This is a genomic window from Kineococcus gynurae, assembly GCF_042433995.1.
GTDB lineage: Bacteria > Actinomycetota > Actinomycetes > Actinomycetales > Kineococcaceae > Kineococcus > Kineococcus gynurae.
The window spans coordinates 720,715-733,097 of sequence record NZ_JBHLUI010000008.1 but is presented as its reverse complement, the minus strand read 5'-3'; the positions used below and the strand labels follow the sequence as shown (position 1 = coordinate 733,097).

Annotated in this window: 8 protein-coding genes; 2 read left to right on the top strand and 6 right to left on the bottom strand. The window is 72.4% G+C overall.

Annotated elements, in window-relative coordinates:
• Nucleotides 1-4: 4 nt before the first annotated feature.
• Genes ACFFKU_RS09780 through ACFFKU_RS09770 form a run of 3 tightly spaced genes read right to left on the bottom strand, consistent with a single transcriptional unit; the run spans nucleotide 5 to nucleotide 3,229 of the window.
• On the bottom strand, nucleotides 5-913 hold the full coding sequence (locus ACFFKU_RS09780) for a carbohydrate ABC transporter permease (protein ID WP_380137523.1): 909 nt from the start codon (nucleotides 911-913) through the stop codon (nucleotides 5-7).
• Nucleotide 914: 1 nt separating this feature from the next.
• Nucleotides 915-1,946 carry a carbohydrate ABC transporter permease gene (locus ACFFKU_RS09775; RefSeq protein ID WP_380137522.1) on the bottom strand — a complete coding sequence of 344 codons (1,032 nt, stop codon included), beginning with the start codon at nucleotides 1,944-1,946 and terminating at the stop codon, nucleotides 915-917.
• Entirely contained in the window at nucleotides 1,946-3,229 is a 1,284-nt protein-coding gene (locus ACFFKU_RS09770; protein WP_380138071.1) for an ABC transporter substrate-binding protein, read from the bottom strand. Before ACFFKU_RS09770 ends, ACFFKU_RS09775 begins: the two co-directional genes overlap by 1 nt.
• Nucleotides 3,230-3,621: 392 nt before the next feature.
• Between ACFFKU_RS09770 and ACFFKU_RS09765 the strand changes: the two genes are divergently transcribed.
• Entirely contained in the window at nucleotides 3,622-4,614 is a 993-nt protein-coding gene (locus tag ACFFKU_RS09765) for a LacI family DNA-binding transcriptional regulator (protein WP_380137520.1), read from the top strand.
• Between the two features lie 2 nt (nucleotides 4,615-4,616).
• Here ACFFKU_RS09765 and ACFFKU_RS09760 read toward each other — a convergent pair whose 3' ends face one another.
• From ACFFKU_RS09760 to ACFFKU_RS09750, 3 genes are all read right to left on the bottom strand, one after another.
• Nucleotides 4,617-5,654 carry a CNNM domain-containing protein gene (locus ACFFKU_RS09760; protein WP_380137519.1) on the bottom strand — a complete coding sequence of 346 codons (1,038 nt, stop codon included), beginning with the start codon at nucleotides 5,652-5,654 and terminating at the stop codon, nucleotides 4,617-4,619.
• Complete coding sequence (locus tag ACFFKU_RS09755) at nucleotides 5,651-7,060, bottom strand: hemolysin family protein (protein ID WP_380137517.1); 1,410 nt, start codon at nucleotides 7,058-7,060, stop codon at nucleotides 5,651-5,653. Before ACFFKU_RS09755 ends, ACFFKU_RS09760 begins: the two co-directional genes overlap by 4 nt.
• Nucleotides 7,061-7,218: 158 nt before the next feature.
• Nucleotides 7,219-7,434 (bottom strand): DUF3046 domain-containing protein, encoded by a 216-nt coding sequence (locus tag ACFFKU_RS09750; protein ID WP_380137516.1) that lies wholly within the window; start codon nucleotides 7,432-7,434, stop codon nucleotides 7,219-7,221.
• Nucleotides 7,435-7,539: 105 nt separating this feature from the next.
• Here ACFFKU_RS09750 and ACFFKU_RS09745 point away from each other — a divergent pair, with 105 nt between their 5' ends.
• Nucleotides 7,540-12,372 (top strand): ATP-dependent helicase, encoded by a 4,833-nt coding sequence (locus ACFFKU_RS09745; RefSeq protein WP_380137515.1) that lies wholly within the window; start codon nucleotides 7,540-7,542, stop codon nucleotides 12,370-12,372.
• Nucleotides 12,373-12,383 lie beyond the last annotated feature (11 nt).

Below are 12,383 nucleotides of genomic sequence, written 5' to 3'. Positions count from 1 at the left end.
TGGGTCAGCTCTTCACGCCGCCGGCGGTGAGGCCGGAGACGATGCGGCGCTGGAAGACCAGCACCATGATGATCAGCGGCACGGTGACCAGGGTCCCGGCGGCCATCACGGCGGTGTAGGGCTCCTGGTTGGGTTGCGCCCCGCTGAAGCTGGCGATGGCGACGGTGACGGGCTGGACCGCCCCGGGGCCGAGCTGGCTGGCGATGAGGAACTCGTTCCAGGCCGCGGTGAAGGCCAGGATCGCCGTGGTGAAGATGCCGGGTGCCGCCAGCGGCAGGATGACCTTGACGAAGGCCTGCCCGGGCGTGCACCCGTCCATCCGGGCCGATTCCTCGAGCTCCCACGGCATCTCGGTGAAGAACGCCGTCAGCGTGTACACCGTGAGGGGCAGGATGAACGAGATGTTGGGGATGATCAGCGCCTGGTAGGTGTTCAGCCACCCGATGTCGGTGAACAACTGGAAGAGCGGACTGATGAGGGCCACGCCCGGGAACATCGAGGCCCCCAGGATGATGCCGAGGACGTAGAACTTGCCCTTGAACTCCAGCCGGGCCAGCGCGTAGGCCGCGAAGACCCCCACCGCGAGACCGATGACGGTCGTCGCCACCCCGATGATGAGGCTGTTCAGCAGGGCCCGGCCGAAGTGGTTCCCGCGTTCGGTCGACAGGGCGGTGGCGAAGTTGTCGAGCGTGACGTGCGTCGGCCAGGGCGTCGTGTCGAAGGTGTACCCGACGTCCCGGAACGCGGTGACGATCATCCAGTAGAAGGGCAGCAGGCCCCACAGGCAGATGATGACGACGCCGACGTAGGTGGCCACCGTCGGCAGCACGTGCCGACGAGGATTGATGACGACGCCGGAGCTCGTGACCTTCCGGCCGTGCGCGGTGCTCGTGGTGCTCGTGGTGCCGGCCATCTCAACCCGCCTTCTTGGCCTTGGGGGCCTGTTGTTCGGTGACGTTGGCGCCCAGGAACTTGATGAAGATGAACGCCACCCCGAAGACGATCAGGAAGGTGATCGTGGACAGGGCTGAGGCGGCGTTGAAACCGACCCGGACCTGGTCCACCACCAGCATCGACAGGGTCGAGGTGTTCCCCGCCCCCCCGGTGAGGATGGCGGGGAGGTCGTACATGCGCAGGGTGTCCAGCGTGCGGAACAGCACTGCGACCATGAGGGCCGGTCGGACCAGGGGCAGCGTGATGAACCGGAACCGCTGCCAGGCGGTGGCCCCGTCCATCTTGGCCGCCTCGTAGACCGACCCGTCGATGACCTGCAGACCGGCCAGGATCAGCAGGGCCATGAACGGGGCCGTCTTCCAGGTGTCGGCGATGATGATGGCGAACTTGGGCGCCCATCCGTCCCCGGTCCAGAGGATCTCGGTCCCCAGCAACCGGTTGGCGATGCCGTCGTAGGCGAAGATGAAGTACCAGAGCTTCGCCGTGACGGCGGTGGGGATCGCCCACGGCACGAGCACGCTGGCCCGCAGGATGGCGCGACCCTTGAACGAACGGTGCATGACCAGGGCGAAGATCAGGCCCAGCACGGTCTCCAGGGTCACCGCGACGACGGTGAAGAAGAACGTCACCCCGGTCGAGGTCCAGAACTGTGACGCGAGGGTGCCCTCCGGACAGCTGAAGGCTCCCGTGCCGCAGTCCTGCAGCAGCCAGTGCGTGTAGTTGCTGAGCCCGGCGAAGCCGCCCTCGACGAAGAGCCCGGTCGTGGGGTCGAGCCCCGCGTCCGACTGGAACGACTGCGTGACCGCGGTGATGATCGGGTAGACGATGACGATCGCCAGCAGGGCGAGCGTCGGGACGATGAGCACCGCGGCCCGTCGTCCGGACCCGTCGTGCAGGCTGGCGCGCTTGTTCTTCCCGTTCCCCCTGCCGGGGTTCAGCGGAGGCTGCCCCTGGGCGAACTCACCGGTGGCGACACCGGAGGTGGCCGACATCACTGACCGCCGCTGATGGCGTTCTGGACGGAGGCCTGCATGTCGGCGAGCGCGGCGTCGGTGGACTTGCTGCCCGACAGGGCAGAGAACGCGTTGTCCTGGACGGCCTTGGTGACGGCCGGGTAGAAGGGCGTCACCGGACGCGGGACGGCGTTCTCGATGGACGTCTTCAGGGTCGGGAGGTACGCGAACTGCTCGACCAGGGCCGGGTCCTCGTACAGGGAGGACAGGACAGGGGCCAGCGACCCACCGGTCAGCCAGTCCTTCTGGATCTCCTCGGACTGCAGGAACTTGATGAACTCGAACGCGGTCTTCTTGTGGTCGGAGTACACGCTGATGGCGGCCGCGTGCCCACCGAGACTGGAGGCGCCGGGCTTGCCGTCCCCGTTGCCGGGCAGCGGGGCGACCCCGATCTTGTCCTTGACCTGGGAGGAGCCCTCGGTGGTGGCGAGCGCGTAGACGTAGGGCCAGTTGCGCAGGAACAACAACTTGCCGTCCTGGAAGGCCTGACGACCCTGCTCCTCCTGGTAGGTGGTGGCCTGCTTGGGGATGTCACCGTTCTGGAAGGCGGTCACCAGCCGGTTCAGGCCCTCCTTGGCCTCGGGGGTGTCCAGCGTCGCGGTCTTGCCGTCCTCGGACAGGATGCTGCCACCGGCGGTGTTGATGGCCTCGGCGATGTTGACCGTCAGCCCCTCGTACTGCGCGTACTGACCGGCGTAGCAGTCGATGTTGTTGGCCTTGGCGATGGAGCAGTCCTCCATCAGCTCGTCCCAGCTGGTGGGCGCGGTCGGGACCAGGTCCTTGCGGTAGAACAGCAGACCACCGTCGGAGGAGGTCGGACCGGCGTACAGGGTGCCGTTGTACGTCTCGGCCTTGACGGTCGGGGCGAGCAGCGCGCTCTGGTCGAGCTCGTAGTCGCCGGTGAGCGGCTGCAGCCAGCCCTTCGCCGCGAACTCCGAGGTCCAGATGTTGTCGACGCTGACGACGTCGTAGTCGGCGTTCTCGGCCTGGAAGTTCTGCACCAGGTCGTCGTGCTGCTGGTCCGCCTGGTCGGTCTGCTCCTTGAGCGTGACCTTCTGGTCGGGGTGCAGGGCGTTCCACTTGTCGATGGCGGGCTGGACGATGCTGCTGTTGTCCTTGCCCTGGACGTAGGTGATGGGGCCGGTCTCGTTGCCCTGACCGGCGGCGTCCGAGGGCGAGTTCCCCCCGCCGCCGCAGGCGGTGAGCGTCAGCGCGGTGCCGAGGCTCACGACGGCGGCGGCGACGGTCTGGGTACGGGACAGGCGGGTTCTGCCGAGCACGGGGGTCTCCTCATCGTGGCTGGGTCCGACGCGCGGTCACCCGCTCGTCCGGCCGGACCCGTTCCCCGCTCAGCGGTGATCAGGGCTTCTCCGTCGGCGGAGATCGGTGTCCGGCAGGACGGAACTGAACACCGAGCCCCAGCCGGGCGTCAACCCGCAACGGATTGCATGTGCAAACGTTTACTACAGCATGTGTGCAGTTCAGACGCTTGCAAACGATTACGTTGCACTTTGATAACGTCAACCTTTGCGACTGGCCGGCCCCATTTACCCGGGTTGCGACCGTGGGGTTTGATGGGGTCATGCCTCCGCGTCCCTCGACACCGCGGCGACCGGATCGCCGCGCGGCGGTCCCGCCACCGACCGACGTGCGCATGGTCGACGTCGCCCTCCGGGCCGGCGTCTCCACGGCGACGGTCTCGCGCGCCCTTCGCGGGGTCGAGGGCGTGAGCGACGAGACGCGCTCGCGGATCCTCGCCCTGGCGGAGGACCTCGACTACGTCGTGTCCCCCGAGGCCTCGGGCCTGTCGGGGCGGGCCACCGGTCGGGTGGCGGTGGTCGTCCACGACCTGGCCGCCTGGTATTGCAGCTCGGTCGTCGTCGGCCTCGAGAACGAGCTCCGCGCCGCGGGCCTGGAACTGGTCGTCCGGTGCGTCGACGACCCTGCCGACCGGGTCGAGTTCTTCGGCACGCTCCCGTTGCGGAGGAAGGCCGACGCACTGGTGGTGGTCGCCATCCCGATGTCACCGGAGGAGCAGGAGCGCCTGGCGGGGGCCGGGGTCACCGTCGTCGCGGCGGGTACCCACGACCAGCACTTCCCGAGCGTCGCCATCGACGACGTGAACGCGGCCCAGCAGGCGGTCAACCACCTGCTGCGCCTCGGTCACCGACGTATCGCCCTGCTGAACACGGTCGCCGCGGACGACCGGGCGTGGCAGGCGCAGATGGACCGGGAGGAGGGGTTCCGTCGGGCGATGCGCTCGGCCGGGGTCCCGGTCGACGAGACCCTCGTCGTGTCCTGGTCGGGCGGGGCCCGCGGTGGTGCGGAGGGGATGGACCGGTTGCTGTCCGGAGAGCGGTTGCCGACGGCCGTCTTCGCCTTCTCCGACGAGGTGGCACTGGGCGCCATCCGCAGCATGCGTCGTTCCGGCTTCTCCGTCCCGCAGCAGATCTCGGTCGTGAGCATCGACGACCACCCGTTGGCCGAGCTCACGGACCTGACCACCGTCCGCCAGGACCCTCTGGGCCTCGGCCGGGCCGCCGGCCGCACCGTGCTGGCCGCGTTGCGCGGTGAGGAGCTGCCCGACGTCGGCGCGTTCCCCACCCGGCTGGTCATCCGGGGGACGACCGCGCCTCCCGCGGACTGACCTCAGTCCCTCGCGGGGACCGGCGCCGGGTCCCCGGGCAGGACGCGCCGCAGGACGTCGGTCATCGTCACGACCCCGTGCAGCCGGCCCTCGGCGGCCACCACCGCGAGCTGCTCGCGGTTCTCCCGCAGGTCGCGGAACGCGATGTGCACGGGAGTCGCGGGGGGCAGGACGTGGGCCGGACGAGCGCGGTCGAGCGCGCGGGAGCCCGGCTCGTCCAGCAGGGTGTCGCGCACGTGGACGACGAGGAACCCGCTGCCCTCCCCGGTCTCGGGGAGCAGGACGACCCGCAGGTGCCCGGTACGCGCGGCGAGTTCCTGCACCTCGGCCACGGTGGCCCCGGCGGGCAGGGCGGTCACCGTGCGCCCGGGCTGCAGCAGGGTCTCCACGGCCTCGGTCTGCAGGTCCATGACGCTGCCGATCTGGGTCTGGAACCCCGGTTCGAGGGCTCCGGTGGAGGCGGAGTGCTCGACGAGGTGGCGGATGGTCTCGGCGTCCTGGCCCCCGACGGCGGCGGTGTCCGTCGGTTCGACCCCGGTCCGGGCGACCAGTTTGTTGGCGATCTCGTTCACCCAGGTCAACAGCGGGCGGAAGATCGCGATGTAGACCCGGGCCGGGAGCGCGGTCGCTACGGCCGAGGTCTCCGGGTGCGCGATGGCCCAGGACTTGGGGGCCATCTCCCCCACCACCAGGTGCAGGAACGTGACGACGAACATGGCCAGGGCGAAGGCGACGGCGTCGGCGATCCACAGCGCCAGGCCGAGCGACTCCAGCAACGGCGTCAGCGCGTGGTGCACCGCCGGTTTCGTGACGGCGCCGAGGGCGAAGGTGCACGCGGTGATCCCCAGCTGGGCCCCGGCGAGCATGACGGTGAGTTCGTTGGCGCTGCGCAGGGCCGCGCGCGCCGAGCGGCTGGAACCGGCCGCCGCCTCGAGGCGGTGCCGCCGCAACCCCAGCAACGAGAACTCGATGATGACGAAGAACGCGGACCCGACGATGAGCAGGACGGTCGCCAGGGTCACGACCACGGGGTTGCTCATCGGTCCGTCATTCTGCCGCGCAGCGGTTCCTCGGCGGGCTCCCGGTCCGGGTCCGGCGGGTCGGTCTCCCGCAGGTGCAGTCGGACCCGGGCGGGGACGTGCCGTTCCACCTCCAGCACCTCCGCCTCCAGCACCCGGCGCCGGGGTTCGTTGCGGACGAGGTCGGCGGGGTCGGTGGGCAGGGTCAGCACCACCGTCTCCCCCACGGCCGGGAGGCTGCCGTGCTGGTCGATGACGAGGCCGGCGACGGTCTCGAACTCCCCGCGGGGCAGGTCGTGCCCGATCGAGCGTTCCAACTCGTCGAGGTGCAGGTCACCCGGAACCGTCCAGCGGTCACCGTCGCGTTCCACGGGGTCGGGGCCGGCCTCGTCGTGCTCGTCGGTGATCTCGCCGACGAGTTCCTCGGCCAGGTCCTCCACGGTCAGCACGCCGGCGAACCCGCCGTACTCGTCGACGACGCAGGCGAGCTGCCGGCGGCTGCGGCCGAGTTCGGCCAGGGCGTCGGGCAGGGCCATCATGGTCGGGAGCACCAGGGGTTCGCTCATCAGGTCCCCCACCGTCGCCGAGTCCGGCAGGCCCGAGCGCAGCAGTGTGACCAGCTCGACCTCCCCGACCGGCTGGTCGCGCTCGTCGACCACCGGGTAGCGCGTGTGCGAGCGGGCCATCAGGGTCCGGACCTCACCGAGGGACAGGCCGGCGTCCACCGCGTCCACCCGCGAGCGCGGGATCATGGCGTGCTCGACGTCGTGGCGCGGGAAGTCGAGGATGCGGTCCAGCAGCAGCGAGAGGTCCTCGGGCAGGTCCCCGGAGTCGCGGGAGTCGGCCACGATGCGTTCGAGGTCGGTGGCGGTGGCGCTGATGTCGACGTCGTGGACCGGCTCGATGCGCAGCAGGCGCAGCAACCCGTTGGCCGCGTGGTCGAAGATCGTGATGAGCCAGCCGAAGGCCGCCAGGTACACCTGGGTCGAACGCGCCAGCCACCGGGCCAACGGTTCGGGGTTGGCGATCGCGTAGTTCTTCGGGAACAGCTCACCGAAGATCATCTGCACCACGGTGAACAAGGCCAGGGAACCCACCGTCCCGACCGCGATGCTGACCGCCGCGGGGACCCCCGCACCGCCCAAGAGGGTCGCGAGGGACTCCCCGACCAGGGGTTCGGCGGCGACCCCGACCAGCAGGCCCGTGACGGTGATCCCGAGCTGGGCGCCGGAGAGCATGAACGACGTGCGGCGGGTGACCGCCAGGGCCCGGGCGGCCGCCTCGTCCCCGGCGTCGGCCTTCGCCCCGAGTCGGGCCCGGTCCACCGACATGTAGGCGAACTCCTGGGCGACGAAGTACCCGTTGGCCGCGATGAGGGCCAGGATGACGACGATCCCGGCCAGCAGGGTGAGCGTCGCGATCAGCACGTCCGGGCACCGCCCGGGGTGCTCCCTCGCCGCGGGCGGGGACCCTTCATCCGTCGTTCGACGTGAGACACGGTCCGGCCCTGTTCCTTCGGTCGTCCGCACCCGGGTCGGGCACTGGTGTCCGTCAGAGCCTAGGCAGAGATGATCGCGAGCGCCCGTCAGCGCTTGCGGGTCCGGTCGCGCCCAAGACGACGGGCGGGCGGCACGTCCATGGCCTCGCAGACGGCCAGCCAGACCGCCTTCGGGTCCTCGCCCGCGTCCAGCGCCTCCTCCGGGGTCCGGTCGCCGAGGGCGAGCAGGACCTGGTCGTGGGCCAGGGAGCGGCCGTAGGCCTCCCCGAACTCGTCGCGCATCAGGACCCAGAACTCGCTCACCCGCACCCGGCCACCCTCGCACGGCACGGCCCGCCCCGTTCCGGGGGCCGGTCCCGCCGAGATCGTCGGGGCGCTCGTGTCGGAGGGGGGTGGTGTCATGACCCCATGAGTCCGAAGCGCCCCTCGCCCCCCGCTCCCGGGGGGTCCCGAGACCCGGGGCCGGACGCGGCCGAGGTGCTCGGACGGTTCTCGGAGGCGACCCGGTCCTGGTTCACCGGGGCCTTCGCCGCCCCGACGGCGGCCCAGCTCGGCGCGTGGGACGCCGTCAGCCGGGGGCAGCACGCGCTCGTCGTCGCCCCCACGGGTTCCGGCAAGACCCTCTCGGCCTTCCTCTGGGCGCTCGACACGCTGGCCGCCGCCCCGGCGCCGGAGGACAAGGACCACCGGTGCCGGGTGCTCTACGTCTCGCCCCTGAAGGCGCTGGCCGTCGACGTCGAACGCAACCTCCGCTCCCCGCTCACCGGGATACGCCAGGCCGCGCAGCGGCTCGGCCTGCCGGACCCGGGAGTGCGCGTCGGCGTCCGGTCCGGGGACACCCCCGCCGAGGAACGGCGCGCGTTCACCCGCACCCCGCCCGACGTCCTCATCACCACCCCGGAGTCGCTGTTCCTGCTGCTGACCTCCAAGGCCCGCGAGCAGCTCGTCGGGGTGCGGACCGTGGTCCTCGACGAGGTGCACGCCATGGCCGGGTCCAAGCGCGGGGCCCACCTGGCCGTCTCGCTGGAGCGGTTGGACGCCCTGGTCGCCGCGCACGGCGGCCCCCCGACCCAGCGGGTGGGCCTGTCGGCGACGGTCCGGCCCGTGGAGACGGTCGCCGCGTGGGTCTCCGGCGGACGGCCGGTGACCGTGGTGCAACCCCCGGCGGACAAGCAGTTCGACCTGCGCGTGGTCGTGCCGGTCGAGGACATGTCCGAGCTGGACTCCTCCGGCCGGGGACCGGAGTCCGACGACCTCACCGGGCAGGCCGCGGGGCAGGCGCCCCGGGCCAGCATCTGGCCGCACGTCGAGGAGCGGATCGTCGACCTCGTGGCCGAGCACCGCTCGACGCTGGTCTTCGCCAACTCACGACGGTTGTCCGAACGGCTCACCGCCCGGCTCAACGAGGTCTGGGACGAGCGGCTGCACCCCGACGAGGAGGCCGTCGAGGCCGGTGCCGTCCCCGCCCAGCTGATGGGCCAGACCGGGAGCTCGGAGGGGGCGCCCCCCGTCCTCGCCCGCGCCCACCACGGCTCGGTCTCCAAGGAGCAGCGCTCGCTCATCGAGGAGGACCTCAAGGCCGGGCGCCTGCCCGCCGTCGTGGCGACCTCCAGCCTGGAGCTCGGGATCGACATGGGAGCGGTCGACCTGGTCGTCCAGGTGGAGTCACCGCCCAGCGTGGCCAGCGGGCTGCAGCGCGTCGGGCGGGCCGGGCACCAGGTGGGTGCGGTCTCGCGCGGGGTCCTGTTCCCGAAGTTCCGCGGCGACCTGCTGCAGACCGCCGTGGTGGTCGAGCGCATGCGCTCGGGGCAGATCGAGGAGCTGCACGTCCCCGCGAACCCCCTCGACGTGCTGGCCCAGCAGGTGGTCGCCATGGTCGCGATGGAGGACTGGTCGGTCCCGGACCTGCACGACCTGGTGCGCCGGGCCGCGCCGTTCGCCGGTCTGAGCCGGGCCGTGCTCGACGCCGTCCTCGACATGCTCTCCGGGCGCTACCCGAGCGACGAGTTCGCCGAGCTGCGACCGAGGTTGGTCTGGGACCGGGTGACCGAGAACCTCTCCGGCCGCCCCGGGGCCCAGCGCTTGGCGGTCACCAGCGGGGGGACGATCCCCGACCGGGGGCTGTTCGGGGTGTTCCTGGCCTCCGGCGAGGGCCCGGGACGACGGGTGGGTGAACTCGACGAGGAGATGGTCTACGAGTCGCGGGTCGGCGACGTCATCACCCTGGGGTCCAGCGCCTGGCGCATCGAGGACATCACCCACGACCGGGTCCTGGTCACCCCCGCGCCGGGCCAACCGGGCCGCCTGCCGTTCTGGCACGGCGACGCGCTCGGCCGTCCGGCCGAACTCGGCCGGGCCCTCGGCGCGTTCGTGCGCGAACTCGGCGGGCTGACCGGAGGGTTCACCGGAGAGGCTGCGCGGCAACGGATCCGGACGGCCGGGCTGGACGAGTGGGCCACCGACAACCTCTGCACCTACCTCGACGAGCAGCAGCAGGCGACGAACCACGTCCCCGACGACCGCACCATCGTCGTCGAACGGTTCCGCGACGAGCTGGGCGACTGGCGGATCTGCGTCCACTCCCCCTTCGGCGGGCAGGTCCACTCGCCCTGGGCCCTCGCGCTCGGGGCCCGGATGCGCGAACGTTTCGGGGTCGACGTGCAGGCCATGCCCGCCGACGACGGCATCGTGCTGCGGCTGCCGGACCTGGAACTGCCCGACGGGCAGGCCCCCGACGTCGCCGACCTCGTCGTGCTGGAGCACACCGAGGTCGAGGCCCTGGTGACCGACGAGGTCGGTGGGTCCTCGCTGTTCGCGTCCCGGTTCCGCGAGTGCGCCGCCCGCGCGCTGCTGCTCCCCCGCCGTCAGCCCGGGCGACGGCAACCGTTGTGGCAGCAACGGCAGCGGGCCGCCTCGCTCCTGCAGGTCGCGAGCCGGTTCGCCAGTTTCCCGATCGTGCTGGAGACGGTGCGCGAGTGCCTCTCCGACGTGTTCGACGTCGCCGGGCTGGTCCAGCTGATGAAGGACGTCGAGTCGCGTCGGGTCCGCATCGTGGAGATCGAGTCCTCGCAGCCCTCACCCTTCGCCCGGGGTCTGATGTTCGGCTACGTCGCCCAGTTCCTCTACGAGGGTGATTCCCCCCTCGCCGAGCGGCGGGCGGCGGCGCTCTCCCTCGACCCGTCGCTGCTGGCCGAGCTGCTCGGCCGCGGTGAGGGAGCGGCGCTGCGGGACCTGCTGGACCCGGACGCCGTGGAGCGGACCGAGCTGGAACTGCAGCGACTGGTCCCCGAACGCCGTTGTCGCGACGCCGAGGACGTCGCCGACCTGCTGCGCGTCCTCGGCCCGTTGACCACCGAGGAGGTCCGGGCCCGCAGCGGTGCGGGCGTGAGCGCCGAGCAGGCCACCGACGGGGCCGACGGCGCGGACGCCCGTCCCGCCGTCGGCGTGGTCGCCCGGTGGCTGGAAGGGCTGGAGGAGGCCCGCCGGGTCATCCGCGTCCGGATCGCCGGCGGCGAGCACTGGGCCACGATCGAGGACGCCGGCCGGTTGCGCGACGGGCTGGGCACCCCGCTGCCCGTGGGGGTCCCCGAGGCGTTCACCGAGCCGGTGGCCGACCCGTTGCTGGAGCTGCTCGGCCGCTTCGCCCGCACCCGCGGCCCGTTCACCGTCGTCGACGCGGCCGCCCGGTTCGGACTCGGGCGGGCCGTCGCTCACGACACCCTGCGACGGCTGCAGTCCACCGGTCGGGTGGTCGAGGGCGAGCTGCGGCCCGGTGGCACCGGGCTGGAGTTCTGCGACGCCGACGTGCTGCGGATCCTGCGCCGGCGCTCGCTCGCCGCGCTGCGCGCCGACGTCGAACCGGTCTCCCCCCGCGACCTGGCCCGTTTCGTCCCGCAGTGGCAGGGCGCCGGCGGCGGGGTGCGCAACCGCCTGCGCGGGGTGGACGGGCTGCTGCGGGCCGTCGAGCAGCTGGCGGGCGCGGTGGTGCCCGCGAGCGCCCTGGAACCGCTCGTGCTGAGCTCCCGGGTCGAGGGGTACACCCCGTCGCTGCTGGACGAGCTCATGGCGGCGGGCGAGGTCCTGGTGGCCGGCCACGGGTCCCTGCCCGGGGAGGACGGCTGGGTCTCGCTGCACCCCGTCGACCTCGCCCCGCTGACCCTGCCCGATCCGGACGAGGCGGAGGCGGCCCCGGACACCGAGCTGCACCGGTCCGTCCTGGCCGCGCTGGACGGCGGGGGCGCCTACTTCTTCCGCCGGTTGTCCGACTCGGTGGGAGCGACCGACGACGCCGCGCTCACCGAGGTGCTCTGGGACCTGTTCTGGGCCGGGCGGATCGGCAACGACACCCTCTCACCGCTGCGCAACCGGCTCGGGGCCGGCCGCAGCGCCCACCGCACCCGCAAGGCGGCCCCCCGGGCCCGCTACGCGCGCCGCGGACTGCCGCGCGGGGGGCTGCGGTCGGGTCGTCCGGAGATGGCGAGCCGGACCGGTCCGCCCACGGCCGCCGGGCGGTGGTCGTTGCTGCCCGAGGTGGAGACCGATGCGACGCACCGGGCGCACGCGACGGCCGAACTGCTGCTGGACCGGCACGGCGTGCTGACCCGTGGGGCGGTCATGAGCGAGCGGGTGCCGGGCGGGTTCGCCGGCGTGTACCGCGTCCTGGCCGCGTTCGAGGAGGCCGGCCGGGCGCGGCGCGGGTACTTCGTGGAGGGGCTCGGGGCGTCGCAGTTCGCGACGGCCGGGGCGGTGGACCGGTTGCGGGACAGCGCTCGTCCGCTGGGCGAGGCCCGCCCTTCCGACCGCGCGGGCCGGGCCGGGGCCCGCGGCGAGACCGCGGACCGGGGGCCGGGGGCCCTCGTGCTGGCGGCCACCGACCCGGCGAACCCGTTCGGGGCGGCGCTGGGGTGGCCCGAGCGCCCCGACCGCCCCGACCTCGCGGCCGGCGCCTCCGGTCACAAGCCCGGGCGCAAGGCCGGCGCCCTGGTCGTCCTGCTCGACGGTGAGCTCGTCCTCTACGTCGAGCGTGGGGGCCGCACCCTGCTGTCCTGGACGGAGGAGCCCGACCAGCTGCAACCGGCGGCCGACGCGCTGGCCCTGGCCGTCCGGGACGGTGTCCTCGGTCGGCTCACGGTCGAGAAGGCCGACGGCGCGGGGGTGCTGACGGCCGGGTCCGCACTGGGCTCGGCGCTCGAGGCCGCCGGTTTCCACGCCACCCCACGGGGGTTGCGGATCCGTGCCTGAGGGGGACGTCC